Annotated in this window: 15 protein-coding genes, 1 tRNA gene and 1 pseudogene; 5 read left to right on the top strand and 12 right to left on the bottom strand. The window is 42.7% G+C overall.

Features of this window, described 5'->3' with window-relative positions:
• Positions 1-90 (top strand): annotated as a pseudogene (locus tag FTU01_RS13360) (IS5/IS1182 family transposase); the annotation flags it as partial.
• Positions 75-419 (top strand): hypothetical protein, encoded by a 345-nt coding sequence (locus tag FTU01_RS13365; protein ID WP_180139575.1) that lies wholly within the window; start codon positions 75-77, stop codon positions 417-419. The pseudogene FTU01_RS13360 and the gene FTU01_RS13365, both read left to right, overlap by 16 nt.
• Positions 420-604: 185 nt before the next feature.
• Here FTU01_RS13365 and FTU01_RS13370 read toward each other — a convergent pair whose 3' ends face one another.
• The 8 genes from FTU01_RS13370 to efp all read right to left on the bottom strand — a co-directional run bounded on the left by FTU01_RS13370 (position 605) and on the right by efp (position 8,713).
• On the bottom strand, positions 605-886 hold the full coding sequence (locus FTU01_RS13370) for a hypothetical protein (RefSeq protein WP_180139579.1): 282 nt from the start codon (positions 884-886) through the stop codon (positions 605-607).
• Positions 887-1,168: 282 nt separating this feature from the next.
• Positions 1,169-1,245: transfer RNA gene (locus FTU01_RS13375), tRNA-Val, on the bottom strand.
• Positions 1,246-1,292: 47 nt separating this feature from the next.
• Entirely contained in the window at positions 1,293-3,290 is a 1,998-nt protein-coding gene (locus FTU01_RS13380) for a DUF3488 and transglutaminase-like domain-containing protein (protein WP_180139582.1), read from the bottom strand.
• An 11-nt stretch (positions 3,291-3,301) separates the two neighbouring features.
• Positions 3,302-4,207, bottom strand: coding sequence for a DUF58 domain-containing protein (locus tag FTU01_RS13385; protein WP_180139585.1), 906 nt, complete (start codon positions 4,205-4,207; stop codon positions 3,302-3,304).
• Between the two features lie 12 nt (positions 4,208-4,219).
• Positions 4,220-5,170, bottom strand: coding sequence for a MoxR family ATPase (locus FTU01_RS13390; RefSeq protein WP_180139588.1), 951 nt, complete (start codon positions 5,168-5,170; stop codon positions 4,220-4,222).
• 390 nt (positions 5,171-5,560) lie between these two features.
• Entirely contained in the window at positions 5,561-5,863 is a 303-nt protein-coding gene (locus tag FTU01_RS13395; protein WP_004782606.1) for a YbdD/YjiX family protein, read from the bottom strand.
• Between the two features lie 10 nt (positions 5,864-5,873).
• Complete coding sequence (locus tag FTU01_RS13400; protein WP_034702078.1) at positions 5,874-7,973, bottom strand: carbon starvation CstA family protein; 2,100 nt, start codon at positions 7,971-7,973, stop codon at positions 5,874-5,876.
• A gap of 170 nt (positions 7,974-8,143) precedes the next feature.
• On the bottom strand, positions 8,144-8,713 hold the full coding sequence (gene efp, locus FTU01_RS13405; protein ID WP_004782608.1) for an elongation factor P: 570 nt from the start codon (positions 8,711-8,713) through the stop codon (positions 8,144-8,146).
• A gap of 378 nt (positions 8,714-9,091) precedes the next feature.
• On the opposite strand from efp, the gene epmB reads away from it, so the two are divergent.
• From epmB to FTU01_RS13420, 3 genes are read left to right on the top strand one after another with little or no spacing between them, the layout of a single operon-like run.
• Positions 9,092-10,114 (top strand): EF-P beta-lysylation protein EpmB, encoded by a 1,023-nt coding sequence (gene epmB, locus FTU01_RS13410; protein ID WP_180130448.1) that lies wholly within the window; start codon positions 9,092-9,094, stop codon positions 10,112-10,114.
• 9 nt (positions 10,115-10,123) lie between these two features.
• On the top strand, positions 10,124-11,869 hold the full coding sequence (locus FTU01_RS13415) for a GTPase (protein WP_179992265.1): 1,746 nt from the start codon (positions 10,124-10,126) through the stop codon (positions 11,867-11,869).
• The gene (locus FTU01_RS13420) at positions 11,851-14,016 is read left to right on the top strand and encodes an EAL domain-containing protein (RefSeq protein WP_180139591.1); all 2,166 of its coding nucleotides are present in this window, start codon (positions 11,851-11,853) and stop codon (positions 14,014-14,016) included. The genes FTU01_RS13415 and FTU01_RS13420 overlap by 19 nt, the downstream gene beginning before the upstream one ends.
• Positions 14,017-14,113: 97 nt before the next feature.
• Here FTU01_RS13420 and rpmE read toward each other — a convergent pair whose 3' ends face one another.
• From rpmE to FTU01_RS13440, 4 genes are all read right to left on the bottom strand, one after another.
• Positions 14,114-14,338 (bottom strand): 50S ribosomal protein L31, encoded by a 225-nt coding sequence (gene rpmE / locus FTU01_RS13425; RefSeq protein WP_004782616.1) that lies wholly within the window; start codon positions 14,336-14,338, stop codon positions 14,114-14,116.
• Between the two features lie 203 nt (positions 14,339-14,541).
• Positions 14,542-15,519 (bottom strand): bile acid:sodium symporter family protein, encoded by a 978-nt coding sequence (locus FTU01_RS13430; RefSeq protein WP_179992263.1) that lies wholly within the window; start codon positions 15,517-15,519, stop codon positions 14,542-14,544.
• Positions 15,520-15,663: 144 nt separating this feature from the next.
• A complete protein-coding gene (gene gloA, locus FTU01_RS13435) occupies positions 15,664-16,065 on the bottom strand; it encodes a lactoylglutathione lyase (RefSeq protein ID WP_004782618.1) in 402 nt (133 codons plus the stop codon).
• Position 16,066: 1 nt separating this feature from the next.
• Entirely contained in the window at positions 16,067-18,238 is a 2,172-nt protein-coding gene (locus tag FTU01_RS13440) for an MFS transporter (RefSeq protein ID WP_373683620.1), read from the bottom strand.
• Between the last annotated feature and the right edge of the window lie 24 nt (positions 18,239-18,262).

Genomic DNA, 18,262 nt, shown 5'->3' on the forward strand with positions numbered 1-18,262 from the left:
AGAGGAATAGCTACTCGATATGACAAGCTCAAAAGAAATTATCAAAGTTCTGTTGCCTTAGCCTGTATATTTTTATGGCTACCGTTATAGGGTTAATTATGAACAGTAAGTGTCAACAGACCCTAAATAATTTTAAAAAAATATTGAAATTGTCGGAAGGGTCTATCAAATCACTCGATCAGAATAGCGAAGTAATAGAAGGTGATATTCGAAAGTTAATTACACTCACTAAAGAAAAAATTAACCATGCTGAAGAAGTCCAAGAAGATATTTTTGATATGTGTAAGCGTATAAACAGAAAGAGCGCTTTCCATAGTCTAGATGAGCTAACTGCTATATATGATGTATTAATTTCTATAATAAATGATGCAAATAATACTGACTTAATGAGACATCACTTTACGATAACTGAAGATTAACAATCTCATATCACACAAAAATCCTCAGCCTCACTACTCACCCTACCCCATTAACTGAATAAGGCTTTTCGTATGCAGCCTCTAACATGTCAGCAATATCTTCGATCCCGGGTGTAGTAAGTATTTGCCAGCACTTTGATATACGCCCAGTGATCAGGGCCCGCACATCAATCGATAATTTCTAATTATTCACAAAGGGTTGAGTGCTTCATGTCTTGTGTCATAAAAATGAATATCTGAAAGCCCTGCCTTTTGCTTTCTACACGTTCCCCCATCAACTTAAATGGATTTTCTTTTTGAGGGATTAATTTAGGTTCGTCATGTTGAATCAAATCCAGAAACTCCAAAGCCTTTATAGTTAACGGCATATTAAGTGCATCACTATTTTTAGTCTTTGGCAGATGAATATGACTGTCATAAACACCCTTCATCTGGATACTTAAAATTTCCCCACATTGCATTTTCAAGTACAAACCGAAATGTCCATATAACAGAATGATCTGACCTTATTCATAGCATTCTCTTGGTATAAAAAGATTCATCGTGTTTTCTTATTCTTGGCTCAGGTAATTTCATGACGTACTTTCCAACATTCTTGTCGTAACCTTGACGTAAATTAAGCCGTATAATCCGTAAAAAGCAGCTATTAAAAGATAATCCAGATAAGGGTAATTTTTATTTTGAACATAAAAAAAAGGTTTTAAGCTACTGTTTTCGCTTAGAACCCTTATAACATTAGTTTTGAATTTTGGTAGGTATATCCAGACTCGAACTGGAGACCTCTACGATGTCAACGTAGCGCTCTAACCAACTGAGCTATACACCTAGAATGTTTGGCATATTATAAATTTTTCGATCCTAAGACAAGTCTTTTCATTTAATTTTCAATATATACGCACAAGTTTTAAGCAAATCTTTGAATTGTTTCAGATCTTGGTCCGAGAACTCCCTACCTGAATAAATTGATTTTTCAAATAGTCTGATTGCTTCAAAAAATACAGCTTGATCTTCACCCTGAACTTGTTTAGATAGCCTTAACATCCACTGATGAAAAGTCTCTGCGGGTTGTCTTTTTAATTTTTTTTTCAAAGACTGATTAAACTGCTGAATAGAATGTTCAAAAGGTGACTGTAACTGCCTATTTTTAAAATAGATTTTTAAAATATAAAGCAGTACGAGTATGCCAATACCAGATATTAAAATAATTACGCTGGAATAGACTGAACTTAGGCCCAGTTTCGCTAACCAGCCCTGCTGTGATTCGGCATTATAGCCTACGACCTTACTTTGCCATTGGTAACTTGCATAATCACTCCAGACTCTTAGTTTGGTCAGCCATATATTACGGTGTGATGTCCAGCCAGAATTACTTGCCCATACTCGCTCATCTTGTGAGATTAAATTTTGCATCCCATCATCAATACGTCGCGGGGCTACCATTGCGGTAGGATCAAAACGCTGCCATCTTTGGTCAATCCAGACTTCTGTCCAGGCATGAGCATCCAACTGACGAACTTCCCAACTTTTCCCATCGGGCGCCAATTGTCCGCCTTGATAACCTGTGACCACACGTGCCGGAATTCCAACATATCGCATCAGCATCACGAAACTGGAAGCATAGTGTTCACAAAAACCCTGCCGAAATTTAAACAGAAATTCATCAATCCGGTTTTTACCGAGTACGCCCGGTTTCAGGGTATATACAAAATGATTTTGCTGATACCAGTTTAAGACTGTTCGGATATAATGTCGTGGATCCTCCTCACTTTGTAGATATAAACGCTGTGCCAACTGTTGTGCCTGAGTATCCAAATGGGCTTGAGTCTGGGTATTAAGTCGCTGAACAAATTGCTCCGGTAAAATACTTTCAGTATTTTGACTACCTAGCCATTGCAGATGAATCGGTTCTACTCGTTGGGTTAAACGCCTTGGTACGATACTCCAGTCCTGACGATTATAATAACTGCGTTCCAAAGGCATCGATTTTTCCAAGCCCATCACCCAGAACACAGAAGGATCAGCAGCCAGATATTGGTAATTCCACCCTGATGTGGATACTGGAACAACTTCTCCAGGCTGACGGATTAAAGGCTGCTGATTAATAAAGCTACTGGTCCAGCGCTGTCCATCATATTCATCTAGCACCAATGCCCGCCAATACAACTCTGAACGTGGCGGCAGTTTACTCACATCACCAATAATCCTGAAAGCTAGAGCATTAGATTGAGATAATTCAGCAATATCGCCCGGTGACATACTGTCACCGATTCCGGTTATACCTTTATTTTCTGGAATTGGGATATGCCAAAGCGGTGGCAAACGCGGAAAGAAAATGAATAACAAAATAAAAAACGGCAGAGCATAAAGCACAAATCTGCCGACATATTTGGCATCTTGCTGTAAGGCTATACGTGGTGATTGCTGACTCTGCTGAAACTCACTGGTCTGAATCCGGTATAAGCCAATTAGACAGCTTAATAAGCATAGAATAATCACAACAGCCATGCCAAAAGATTGGCTATATAGAAATGAACTGGCCGCAACAAAAAGCGCAAAATTAAACAGAATAATCAGATCCCGCCGGTTTTTCGTTTCCAGTGATTTGGCAAATAAAAAAGTGGAAAGAACTGCAACACCTGCCTCCACTCCAATAAAACTTTGGTGGCTAAGATAAATACTACCTAATGCTAAGGCCGTGAGAAGAAAAGTTCCTATTTTAGGAAATGGCTTTTGCCGTTTAAGAAAAATCCAGATACACAGTAAGCTAATGACAAAGATAATGCTGAGCAGCACCGGGATGAAAGCTACTTGGGCAAGGATGATCAAGCCTAGGGTCAAGACGATCGAAATTCGGATTTTTCCATCAATCATAGATTCACCCGTTATGCCTGAGCCAATAATTGTTTGGCCTTACGTAACTGTTCTTCACCTGCTCCCTGCGGCAATTCTGCCTGAGGTAAATGCAGTGCATATGCACATTGCTGCTGCTCAAATTGCTCAATCAGTCCCATCATCAAGCCCAGTTTCTCCTCATACGACTGGCTAGGCATGTGTTCATAATGAATCTCAAAGCTATGTTCATCCTGATACTGTTCAAAGACTTTGACATACAAGCCTTGCCCACGTGCAAACTGTTTCCAGGAAACCGCCTGCAATGAGTCTCCAGATTGATAATTTCGTAATTCACGGAACTCATCCATATCCGGTTCAAAGCTATTCTGATAAATCTTGTTTTCCGAAGTATTGTTTTGAGCTTTAGGTGCCACCCAGGCAAACTGATGATGATAAAGATAGGTCCAGGCTCGTACCAGGCCAAAGGGATAAACCGAATAGATCTGAATCACCGGATACTCAAATTTACCGCGACGTTCAGCATAAAATGGCAGCACCCAATGCTGTTTCTGTTCACTCAGATAAACTTTCTCCAGCTGATTACCGGCCTTAATATACAGATAACGCGGTCGGGCTGTGGCTTGCTGAAAATAAAAATGCAGGTTAAGTGCATGACCCACCTGCCCGACGTCTTCAGCAACCATTTCGATATTCAGATCATGCAACTGTTTAAAGGTCAGATAGAAGCTGACACATAGCACTGCACTAATCAGAAAGCAGAAACCTAAAATCAGGTTATTGGCATAATTCACGCCAGCAATAAAGGTGATAAAAATCAGAACCAAAAACAGATAACCCTGCTGATAAATAAAGACCAGTACATCCTTTTGAGAAAGCTGTTTTTGCTGTGAAAATTGAAAGCGTTTCGCCAGCCAGTTTTGCCAGGTTTTATCCAAGAGCGGACTCCTTTAACTAACTGCGACCTGTTGCATCACATTTAATGTTTCTGCATCGCTCAGCCCCAGACGATGGGCGGCGACTGCCACAAAAACGGCTTGTACATCGTCCGGAGTTACGAAGCTACGTTGCTGAATAATGGCATTCGCCTGTGCTGCACGTTTAAGCGCCAGCAAACCTCGTGTTGATAAGCCTTGGCGTTTCTTACGGGTTTCTTCCGCAAGATCCAGCATATATTCCTGAACCGCTTCACTAATGAAAATCTGCTGGGTCAACTGCTGTAATTCCAGCACCTCATTTTCGCTAAACACATGTGCTAGGCTTGCGATCAAGGCAAAACGGGATTCTTGCTGTAATAACAGTTTTTCAGCATGACGGGATGGGTAACCCAAAGACAGGCGCATTAAAAAACGGTCAAGTTGGGATTCAGGCAAGGCATAAGTGCCACTTTGAAATAAGGGGTTCTGGGTCGCAATTACCCAGAATGGCTTAGGCAATGCATAACGTATCCCATCGACAGTGGCATAGCCTTCTTCCATCGCTTCTAGCAAGGCACTCTGAGTTTTGGGACTGGAACGGTTAATTTCATCTGCCAGCAAAATCTGGGTAAAAATAGGCCCCTGCTTAAACTCGAATTGATGTTCTTTCTGGTTAAACATATTGATACCGATCACATCACTGGCCAGCATGTCATTGGTAAACTGAATCCGCTGAAATTTCAGTCCTGCGAGATGGGCTAGGCTGCTTGCCAATGTTGTCTTGCCCAAACCGGGTAAATCTTCAAACAAGACATGCCCGCCTGCAATCAGACAGCATAGTGCTAATCTGGTCTGTGCATGTTTATCCAGAACAATGGCATTAATTTCTTGGAAAAATTTTTGAATCTTGGGTGCATAATCAGCCAGCTTCTGTTCAAGCTCATCATTGTTGTGCGCAATATCCAGCTTTTCTTTTTGTTTCATGCCCCAGATCACAATATTTTCCCTAATAAAACATGCTGTAGGATTAACATACACTGTTTTTTAAAATTCCCCAAAGATCAGTCATCTGCCGACTTTATTTCTGCAGAATAAATTAGGAATTTTAGAAATTTTATATGATTAAATTTCCTATAAGAGCCAATTGAAGCTTTAAGATTAAAGTTTAGAAAAATTACATTTTGATTGGCATATTTATTAGAGAAAACAGGTTATTAAAAACCTTTGAGATCTGAACTTATACCTAAAAGGTAAAGACTTTTAAAAATTTAAATTCCCAATGTCAAAATAGATCATAATTTTGTTTTATCTTGTTTGAATCCTAAAATTTGCCCGTAAAAAAGCGCCCCGAAAGGCGCTCATTTTATTCATCCATTAGCATGGACACTTCTTCATATCTCCACCGGCAGAGGGATAACGCGAATCTACACAGTGACGATAAAATGTTTTAGGGTCCATCGCTTCCAGATCAGGATGGTGCTTTTTCATATGCGCCAGATAGGTCTGATAATCCGGCACACCCACCATCAGGCGGAAACTCTGCTGTAAACGCTGCCACAACGTTGCAATCCGTGACCAGTTTTTCGGGTTCAGGATTAAGTCTTTTTGTGACATCACGGTCATCTTGATGATTTTATAGATAACCGCTTTTCCACCTTTAGCAAACTTCAAGTTCATGCGCTGCTCCTTAATGTCCTTTTGCAGGCTGAATTTCTTCAGGATCGCGATATACTGCTTCTGCTTCATTTACGGTTGGTACCGGGCTCGCCAGGGCACGACGGATCACGCCAATCGCAGCAAATAGCATTACAAACGCTACGATCATGAAGAAGCCACAAAGTGCTGCGTTGATCTGGTTCGACATTGCGACAGTCTGCATTTCAGCCAGGGTTTTCGCTGGTGCCAGAATTTCATTATTCGCAATTGCCGTATTGAAACGCTCTGCCTGTGCCAAGAAACCGATTTTCGGATTTTCATGGAAAATCTTCTGCCAACCGGCTGTCATTGAAGTAATAAACAGGAATACGGTTGGAACAATTGTTACCCACACATATTTCTCTTTCTTCATCTTGAACAGAATCACAGTACCCAAAATCAATGCCATTGCAGCCAGAATCTGGTTACCAATACCGAACAGTGGCCACAAGCTGTTAATACCGCCTAATGGATCAACAACGCCCTGATAAACGAAGAAACCCCAGCCAGCCACAGCAACGGCTGTACCCAGCATATTACCGAAGAAGTTATGAGATTGTTTTACTGCAGGAATCACGATACCAACTGTATCCTGAACCATGAAGCGACATGCACGCGTACCTGCATCTACCGCTGTCAAAATGAATAAAGCTTCAAACAGAATTGCAAAGTGATACCAGAAAGCCATCATTTCACGGCTGTTAAAGATTTCAGTAATGATATGCGCCATACCAATCGCGAAAGTCGGTGCACCACCCGTACGTGACAGAATCGAGTTCTCACCTACTTCCTGAGCCAAGAGAGTCAGCGCTTCAGGCGTTACCACAAAACCAAGATTACGTACTGCTTCAGCTGCAGTATCTACGGTTGTACCTAGTAGTGCTGCTGGTGAGTTGATCGCGAAGTACACACCTGGATCAAGAATCGCGGCACAGATCAAAGCCATGATCGCTACAAAGGATTCCATCAACATACCGCCATAACCGATTATCCGGATATCGCGTTCGTTGTTGACCAGTTTCGGTGTCGTACCTGAAGAAACCAGTGCGTGGAAACCGGAAATCGCACCGCAGGCAATGGTAATAAACAGGAATGGGAACATTGAACCAGCGAATACTGGGCCTGTACCATCAACAAATTTGGTAATCGCTGGCAATTTCATTTCCGGCATCGCGAACAGAATACCAATCGCCAGACCGGCAATCACACCAATTTTCAGGAAGGTCGATAAATAGTCACGTGGTGCAAGTAATAACCAGACGGGCAATACCGATGCAATAAAACCATAAATGATTAGTGCCCAAGTCAGCTCAGTACCCGTTAAGGTAAATAGCTGCCCCCAGTATGGATGCTGTGCAACGTTTTCACCATAGATAATGCCAAGCATCATCAATACGAAACCAATGATCGAAACTTCTGCAATTTTACCCGGACGGATAAATCGCATGTAGATACCCATGAAGATGGCGATCGGAATCGTAGCTGCAATACTGAATACGCCCCATGGACTATTGGTCAGTGCTTTGACAACCACTAGCGCCAATACTGCTAGGATGATGATCATCACACCCAGCGCACCAAGCATCACGATAATACCAGCAAAGGTACCCAGTTCCTGTTTTGCCATTTCACCCAGTGAACGGCCGTCACGACGGGTAGAAATAAACAGTACCAGGAAGTCCTGTACCGCACCTGCCAGTACCACACCGACCAGTAGCCAGATCGTGCCTGGCAGATAACCCATCTGCGCTGCAAGGATAGGACCGACTAAAGGACCCGCACCGGCAATCGCGGCAAAATGGTGACCGAATAACACGCTTTTATTGGTCGGCACATAATCCAGACCATCACCCAGACGATGTGCGGGTGTTAAACGGCGTGCGTTCAGTTCAAAAACTTTATTGGCAATAAATAAACTGTAGAAACGGTAAGCGATGCTGTACACACAGGCTGCGGCCAGTACCAGCCAGACTGCATTCACATGCTCACCACGACTGAGTGCAAGTATCCCGAAGGAGACTGCCCCGACTATGGCTACCAGGAGCCAGATGATTTTCGAAGTCATGGTTGACTTCTGTTGTAAAGTTTCCATTCAATCCCTCATTTTGTGAAGCATATAAATCAGCGTGATTTTTTTATTCGAGGTACTGCTGTTTTCCCTTGCGACTTTACGCTTGTTCCTTTCGAATTCCTCTAAGACTTTGGCATAAAAAAAGGGATGATTTTAGTCATCCCCTTTGATAATAGTCTATTTTCCGACCATTATGCACGTTCTAAATAGTCACCAGTACGAGTGTCTACACGAACGCTTTCTTCTTGCTGAACGAATAATGGAACACGTACTACTGCACCTGTTTCAAGTTTCGCTGGTTTACCGCCACCGCCAGAAGTATCGCCACGAACGCCTGGATCAGTTTCAACAATTTTTAATACTACAAAGTTTGGTGGGCTTACTGTTAAAGGTACGCCATTCCACAACATGATAGTACATTTTTCATTTGAATCGTCTTTTAACCATTTTGCAGCATCGCCCATTGCTGTTTTATCAGCAGCGATCTGTTCGAAGGTTACAGGATCCATGAAGTTCCACATTTCGCCATCGTTGTACAAGTATTCCATTTCTACTTCTACGATGTCTGCAGCTTCTAGAGAATCACCAGATTTAAAAGTTTTTTCCAAAACTTTACCACTGCGAAGGTTACGTAATTTAACGCGGTTGAACGCCTGGCCTTTACCTGGTTTAACGTATTCGTTTTCCATGATTGAACATGGGTTACCATCAAGCATAACCTTCAGGCCAGACTTGAAATCGTTCGTAGAATAATAGGCCATGATTGGCTCACTCCAAACTTACTAACTTTAAGCTATTGATGCTATGGGCTGTTGCAATGTCATTTAGCAAGTCTGACACGAACATGAGTTGCCACATGCACATTCATTTAATGTTGCGTATTCTAAATGAGCAATACACCAAGTCGCAACGAAAAAATCGGTTTTAACTTGCTGACACTGCTTAACTTAACATCAGCTATTCCAATACTGGTGCACAACCAGTCTTCCAAGCACATAAAAGTCTCTATGCTTTTGCATACCATAGCAAACTGATCGTGTTTAGAGAAATTTTAGCCAGCTTTCACATTCCCATCTGTAGACAAACTGCTAAACTGCGCACTTCTGGCTATCGCCTTCATCTTTTTTTGATCTTCCGGCATGACACAGTATTTATATCAAGAAGCAAATTGGCAATCGCAACTGAGCGACCTGATTACCGATCCACAGGAACTACTGCAAATTTTACAGCTTTCTCCAGATCAGCTGTTATCTGGTGCTCTTCTGGCCTCTCAAGCCTTTAAATTACGTGTGCCACGAGCTTTTGTTTCCAGAATGCAGCCAGGCAATCCTTTAGATCCACTTTTATTACAAGTGTTACCGCATCATCTGGAACTGGAAGACCATCCGGGATTTGTCACCGATCCCCTAGGTGAAGAACAGGCCAACCAGCAGCCTGGTGTTCTACATAAATATAAGTCACGTTTTCTACTGACCTTGACCGGTGCCTGTGCAGTCCACTGTCGTTACTGTTTCCGACGCCATTTCCCCTATCAGGAAAACCTGCCTAAAAATGAGGACTGGATCAATATCAAACAATATCTGGAAAGCCAGTCGGATATTAATGAAGTAATTCTAAGCGGCGGTGATCCACTGACCTTATCGAACCGAAAATTAAAAACCTGGATTGAACGACTAGAATCGGTACCACATCTCAAATTTTTAAGAATACATTCACGAGTTCCTATTGTGATCCCAAATCGGATCGACGAAGAGCTACTAAGCATGTTAAAAAACAGTAGGCTACGTATTATTCTAGTGGTACACTCGAACCATGCATCAGAGCTGGATGACCTGACCTGTAAGCAGCTTAATCAGCTGGTTCAGCATCAGATCACGGTACTCAATCAGGCAGTTTTATTAAAAGGGGTTAATGATTCTGCTCAAGTTTTGATTGATTTAAGCTATCGCTTGTTTGATGCTGGCGTGATGCCCTATTATTTACATGTACTTGATAAAGTAAAAGGTGCGCATCATTTTGATTTACCTGCTGAGCACATCAATGAGATTTATACAGAAGTTTTAGCGAACCTACCGGGGTATCTGGTTCCTAAACTAGTTCGAGAAATAGCGGGCGAGAAGAATAAGACACCGCTTTTTGGGGTTTCAACATTTTTGAGTTAAATAATAAAGATGAGTAAGCATACTGCAGACATTTTTCAGACAACGGCTGAACTCACCATAGAACAGCTAAGTTTTTGTCCCACAAATGCCAAAGCATTGCAGGAATGGGTCGCAGGAATTTCAATCCTGCAATTGGGGAATTCATCCAAGTCTCTGTTCAGTGCTTTACTGGAAATTTCCGAACTGAAATGTGCGGAAACCTTGCGTTTTGACCTGATTCAGGTATTGCACCCTACCCTTGAAAATGTTTTGGCCAGTCTTGAGAAACATTTCGTCAATCAGGGTCTGATCACGACAGATCGCAATGACCAGATTATTGAGCTGGCTATGCTGTTACGCAGCTATTTTGCCAAAATCTATATAGATATTGCCAAACGCTGTAATCATCAGCTGAATCATCAAAAGTTTTCACTATTTTCCCTGGGCAAAAAGAAAAGCCTGCAAAGTGCCCGGATGGTGTCCATCTACTATGGCCTGCAACAGTTAAGCCTGCTGCTCTATCAACAGCATATGCTGTATAGCACACCTGGCGCTGGCCAGTGGTTGGCGGCACATCAGTTGCTGGAATGTGCGATGGAAAATAATTTCTATCAGACCAACATCAATCAGGTTCTTGGCACCCAGCACGAAATCCAGAATATTACCCAAGCCTATGCACGACTGATTTTGCTGGATATTTTCAATACCCATCAGATCCGTCCAGCTGAAATTCAGGGTTTATATTTATGCAGTGCGGACTGGGCAAAACTGGTTCAGATTCTGCCAAAAGAAACCACACTGTCACGTTATGTGGTCGATGCCAGCAAAGATCATCCGCCTTTACTGAATTCTCATCAGGGTCAGCATTTCCAGCCGAGCTTCTATATTTCGACACAAAACCTGATGGAACACCTGACCGGTACGCAAAGCAAAAATGCCCAGTATCTGTCACGTAATGAAAAACTGTTCCTGACACCTGCCCTGCATTTTCATATCTATAACCTGCTTTCGAATAATGTCGAACGCCGTCATGAACGTTATGAATATTCCGCACAGATCAATATCTGCTTTGGCTTAACGGTGGCGCATTTTTATCTGTCTAAGGGTAAAAACTTTAATGAAACGCTGGAACTGGAAGGTAATTATGGTTTCCAGAGCGAAAGCAGTTTTGTCAGCTCAATGCATAATGCCGTTCCAAGCGGATTCAGCAGTATCAAGGCGCTCGATCGCGAAGCCAAACAGATTCATACCGCTGAGGTTCTCGATATCAGTGTCAATGGTTACCGGATTAAATGGTCAGGTATCACGCCTGCCAATCTGAAAACTGGTGAATTTATTCTGGTTCAGGAAAAATCTCAAAGCCAGTGGCGTGGCGGTGTCATTCGCTGGATCAAACAGTCAGCAGATAAAAGTCTGGAAATTGGCCTGGAAATTCTGGCACAGGAACTGTTCCCTTGCGCAGTTTATGCCCGTACCGACAAACACAGTATTAATTACCAGCCAGCTATTCTGGTACAAATGACCCAGCTCGATCAGGTCTCAACCAGTATTATTGTCTCTGGCTCACAAATGTTTAGGGAAAAACAGACCATTCATTTACGACTTGGCCAAAAAGAACTCAGAATCTACCTGACCAAGGCACAGCTCATTACACAAAGTTTTATCCGTTTCGACTATGAATTATTAAATGATCAAGAAGAAGATGTCATCGAAAACTTTATACATAAGCAATTGAATGAAACTAGAAATCACGATTTATGGGAAGCATTGAAGTGAGAAATCCATTATTGTCTAAAAAGTTAAAACGTACTGAAACACGTTTACTGATCATTGATGATAATCAAATTAGATATAACCAAATCCGTGATCTCTTAACCAGCAATGAATATCAGGTCGATGCCGTTCTGCTTGATGATCTGCAATCTTTTGAAAAACAGTTAAACTTTAACTGGGACCTGATTATTTTTGGTCGTGCGTATGATCTGAAATATGAACAGGCCTTAAGTCTGGTTCAACTTTCGCAGCAACCTGACCTTCCTATTCTTTTGTTAAAACCAGAAGATTATCAGGCTGAACAATATGCCCAGTATATCCGTAAAGGCATTTTTGACATTCTGAATCTGGATTATCCAGACCGCTTCTTCCTGAATCTGGTACGTGCCCTTTCCTTTAGCCGTACCATGCAAGCCCAGCGCCATTTAATGGAAGAACTGGAAACTGCACAAAGCCAGGCACAATCACTGGTAGAAGACAGTAACCGTGCAGTCGCAACCATTCAGGAAGGCATTCATATTCAGGCCAATGCCGATTATCTCAAACTGTTTGGCCTTAAAAGCGAGGACGATATTATCGGTCTGCCGCTTTTAGACCTATTACAGCCGCAAGATTTAAATGATTTTAAATCCCGCTTTAAAAAGATTTCTCAGGGTCAGTTTGATTTAGGCCGTTTTGATATTACTTCTTCGAATCCAAATGTGGCTGCTGCCAACCCGCTAAAACTGGAATTTCTGGCCTCTAGTGCTGAAGAAGATGCACTACAAATTACGATTGATACAGCGACTACTCAGGCGAGTGCCTCTTCTGAAAAAGTTGCAAACAAGCCAAATACCTTACAGTCACTTAAGCGTGAACTCAATCGTGAACCGGCCAAAGCCAATGCATTGATCACGTTCTCCTTTACTGCGTATGAGCCGCAAGTCCTGAATGGTGATTGGGCGACCTACATAGGTTATTTCCATGAAGTTAAGAAATTTCTAAAAGAGCAGGTTCGTATTCCACTCTTTAAACTGGAACATGATGTTCTGGTGGGGATCATTCAGGCAGATGCGCAAGACATTCTGGAATCCAAACTTGTTGGGTTAGGTTCATTGACCAAACCACAGCTTATTACAGTGAATCAGCAAACTTATCCGCTCAATCTACGCATCGGTTATACCCTGCTTGACGGTGAGTTGCGTGATGAAAGCCATTGTAATGAATTAGTCGGTCGGGCCTTCTCTACTCCTTTACCACAAGCACAAAAAACGTCTGAATTTGTTCTGGATATTCCTGCAACGACTCAGGAATCGATTTCAATGCCGAGCATTGACTTCACGGTTTCAGAACCCGTTATTCCAGCGTCTGAGTCCATACCGGTCAGTCCGGCAGTCAGCACTGTACCACTCACAACCTCTCCAGTATTAAAAGCACTGCGTGAATGTCTGGAACGTGGTGAAATTCATCTGAAATATCAACAGCTCTATGATAAAGAAGATACCAACCTCTATATGTATGAGGTGACTAGTGGCTTTATCTTTGAAAATAAATGGCAGGATATTTCTTCCTTGATGGAACTTAATGAAGATGATGAATTGTCTATTAAACTGGATCGTTGGATTCTGGTTGAATCAAGCAAGCAGTTGCACAACTTTATTACCCAGTATCCGGATGCCCGTTTAATCGTGAACCTGAACCGTGCGGTGCTATTTAAAGACCGTACTTTCCCTGAGTTTATTTCCAAACTAATTACCATTATTCGCAGTAAAGTCGAACATCCTTTGACCTTGCAGTTCTCTGAAGAAGATATCCTGATGAATCAGCAGGATGCGCAGAAATATCTACGTACTTTACGTGAACATGGCGCGCGGATTGCGATTCGTAACTTTGGTCACTCTATGTATAGTGAAACCCTGCTACGTGAGTTCGATATCAATGGTCTGAGCCTGGATAGCAAACTGACCAAGATGCTGAACAATGATGCTGAAATTGAACAGCTACAGGAAAAAATCACCACGTACAATGAAATCAAACCAGTGAATATCATGATTCGTGAACTGAATGACATGACCTTATTTGCGAATGCCTGGAACGTGGATGCCCGCTTTATTCAGGGTGATTATTTCCAGAAAAAACTGGATCATCTGATTGATGTACAAGACCACTAAGGTCTTGTACTCGCCTTTCAATCTAGAAACGTGAAATGATTTTCTAAATTGCAGGCACAAAAAAACGGGCATAAAGCCCGTTTTTTCATTTTGGGTATTAACGTTTAACAGAACGTGACATACCAGCAAAACGTTGTTTGAACTTGTCGATACGGCCGCCAGTGTCGACGTTCTTTTGCTTACCAGTGTAGAATGGGTGGCAAGCTGAGCATACGTCTAGGTAAAGAGTTTCTTTACCAACAGCTGAACGAGTTTCGATTACGTTACCACATGAACAAGTAGCAACTAGTTTTTCGTATTTTGGGTGAATATCGGCGCGCATCGTCGATTACTCCATTAAGATGAAAGAAGGTTTTGCTGTCATCGCAATTGATCACTCTCAAATATTGAGGAAGGGCCAGAATCAGGATTCAGGCAGATCAACACCACAACAGACCATTCTTTTGGCCCACCGAGACGGATACCGTCAGAGCTAAGCACAACAAGTTGGGCAGTATTATACGGCAAACAAATCCAATAAGCGAATTATTCTTCTGTATGTACCGCCTGTTTGGCCCAGAGATTCGCAATCACACCGCAGGCCATCAGCTGGATTTGATGAAAAATCATAATCGGTAAAACAATCATGCCAAGTGGCTGACCTATAAACAGAATCTGAGCCATCGGTACACCACTGGCGAGTGTTTTTTTGGAACCACAAAAGAACACCGTTTTCTGGTCGGCGCGATTAAAGCCCAGCCAGCGTGGGATAAATAATGACAACAGCATTACGATGGTCAATAAAACCGAACATGCCAGCAGCAGTAAGAGCAAAGTACTTAAGCTGACTTCACGCCAAAGCCCAGCCACCACCGCACTGCTAAACGCCCCATAAACCACCATCAGAATTGAGCCCTGATCGAATACCTTGACGATCTTGGGCATTTTCTGCATTTTTGGGAAAATCCACGGACGCAGTAACTGACCTAAAATAAAAGGTACCAATAACAGCAGCGTAATCTGTAGAATCGATGCTGTCGGATCAAAGTCATGCTGGGATTGTCCAAGGATAAAGAATGCGACCAGCATCGGGGTAATAAACATCCCGATAATATTAGAAAATGAAGCACTACAGATTGCACCGGCAATATTCCCTTGAGCCACTGAGGTAAAGGCGATCGAAGACTGTACAGTTGATGGCAGGAAGCACATAAACAGGAATCCCCAATATAATTCCTGCCCCAGCATTGGTAATAATATCGGCTTTGCCAGCAAGCCTAAAATTGGAAAAAGTGCAAAGGTCAAGGCAAAGACCAAAGTGTGTAATTTCCAGTGCATCAAGCCTTCAATTACGGCTTCACGCGAAAGCTTGGCACCATGCAGGAAAAACAGGATCGCAATGGCTGCTGTCGTAATCCAGCTAAAGACTTCAGCTGCCTGCCCTGACACTGGCAATACACTGGCCAGTAACACCATAACAAAGAGCAAGATCGTAAAGCGGTCCAATGCCAGCAGTTTAAGCATCTGATGTCCTTCCCTCAAAATTTTATTATTCGATAAAAAATACCCGGCTATCTTAACAGATGCCGGGTCCATGTTATGCATTCAGATTGAAGGAATATTTTCATCCATACATGAATACATTTCACATATATCGCTTTATAACACTTAGTTATTACGTGCGTTGTTGTCTTGCTGGATTAGCTCGATTTTATAGCCGTCTGGATCTTCCACAAATGCAATGACAGTGACACCGCCTTTCATTGGGCCAGCTTCACGAACAACATTGCCACCACGTGCCTTGATTTCTTCACATGCTTTATAAGCATCATCTACCGCAATCGCAATATGACCGTAGCCATTGCCTAGGTCATAGCTTTCTGTATCCCAGTTATGGGTCAGTTCAAGCACAGTGTGATTTTCCTCATCGCCATAACCCACAAAAGCCAAGGTAAAACGACCTTCTTCATAATCACGCTTACGAAGTAAAGTCATACCAAGAACTTCAGTATAGAACTTGAGTGATTGTTCCAGATTGCCTACACGTAACATGGTATGCAGCATGCGCATATTAATCATCCTTATTTACAGATTGTTTTTGGTGTTCACCGAGCAATTTTGCCACCCAAACGACCAGAATCAGGATTGGAATCCCGATTAAAGTGGTCATCAGGAAGAAATTCGGATAACCGATATTGGTCACTATAGTACCCGAATATCCACCTAAAATCTTAGGAGTCAAGGTCATGAGTGAGCTAAAAATAGCATACTGAACAGCGGTAAAGGACACACTGGTCAGACTGGACAGGAAGGCAATAAAAGCAGCGCCTGCGAGACCTGCGGCCAGATTATCGACAATAATTGCAAAATATAGCCACCATGAACTATACGGTTTAATCACCTTACCTTGAATTTCAACATTCTCGCCTGTTCCAATTGTAATCGGCTGAATATCAATATCCATCGGATTGGCCTGAGTCTGCGACAAGTCCACAGCATATGAATGCTGCTGGGTCACTATTGGCTGCTCCTGCTGCATTAAGCTTGCATTGATTCGCTTCACAGGTGCAGTAATCAGTTTCTCGGCAGGAATAGCAGCACTAAAGACACGCTCTTCATCCAGCTTGGCATCGAATTTATCGCCATTCAGCTCTAATACAATTTTTTGCTCTGCAGTTAAATCCGGCCCTAGATACTGACCGCGAACCACGATGCTATTCTCCTGCTCATTGGCACTGATCAGGTTATCTGTGGTAACAGGCAGAAGCTGTAATTGTGCTGCTTGCGAAGCATTCTGTTGCAGATAAGGCAGGTTGACTTGTACTGCATCTGCCGGATGATTCAGATAATGTGCACGAACCTGAATCTGTTCGGCCTCTTTAAAAGCAGTAGTGGGCACATTCAGTTTCCAGTAACCGACTTCATCTGTATCTGCCTGAAAGGTTTGCTGGCCTACCTGAACTTCGACCTGTCCCAGCTTTTCACCAGACTTTACTAAGCCAATAAAAATCAGATTGGTTGAACAGGCCAAAATCGCGCCTACAAACATCAGTTTCATGATGTTCATTTTCTGAGCCAGCAAGCCACCTAAAAAACCGCCAAGCAGGGAGAAAATTACCCCATACACTTTCACAGCTTCAGCAATCTGTTCCTTGCTAAAATTCAGATCCTGATAGAACACATTGGAAATCACACCGGCAATAATATCGGAGACCCTATAAAAACCGATCAGCAATAACAACACCAAAGCCAGTTTTAAACCATAGCGATCAAAGAAATCTGCTACGGGATTGACCCAGGTTTCGAATGCCATTTGCTTATTCACAGCACCCATTTTGACCAGAATCGTACCCACACCGAAAGCGACAGCACCTGAACCGATAAAGCGTAAAGCCTCAAAACAGAACAAGGCAAAAGTATCCTGAATTGCCCACTGTGCAGTGATACTAGATACCAAGTCACCGGAATAGACATAGCTCAGAACAAAGCTGATAACTGCCACAAAAAACACGCCGACGAGACGGAAATAATCACTGCGCTGATAATCTTTACGTGCCCGATCCACTTGAGGCTCACGGATGACCAGTGTGGTAATAATCCCGACCAGCATAACCGCTGCCATCGCCAGATAAGTCCATTTCCAGGCATCATAGATATAGTTGCCTTTGGCTGTACCTAAATACGCCGCCAGAAACAGAGCTCCAGCCCCAGCCACAATCATCCCGATCCGGTAACCCGCGTTATAGGTGGAAGCCAGTACGGTCTGCATCTGGGTTTCGGCCAGCTCGATACGGTAAGCATCAATGACAATATCCTGTGTTGCCGCCGAGAACCCTAGCAGTACTGCACCCAATGCCATCTGCTGTAAATGTGCCTGCCCCAATGCCGGATCTGAAAAAGCCATAATTGAAATCGCAGTTACAATCAGGATCTGAGCAATCAATAGCCAGGCTCTTCGTCTACCCAAAGCTTTAGTCAAAAATGGGACAGGTAATTCATCGATGAGTGGCGCCCAGACGAACTTGAATGAATAGCCAAGGGCAGCCCAGCTGAAAAAGGTCACGGCACTTTTACTGATTCCGGCTTCACCAAGCCATAAAGACAAACTGGAAAAAATCAAAAGAATCGGGACACCGGCTGAAAATCCGAGAAACAGCATGATCAGGGCACGTCGATCCAGAAATGCTGTAAATGCGGATTTCCAACCCGTCGTTTGTGTTGTCATTGCCTTGTTATTTTCCACGAAAACCAATTGCTGCTATTCAAT

It is taken from the genome of Acinetobacter sp. YH12043 (genome assembly GCF_013419915.1).
In the GTDB taxonomy this organism is placed as follows: Bacteria; Pseudomonadota; Gammaproteobacteria; order Pseudomonadales; family Moraxellaceae; genus Acinetobacter.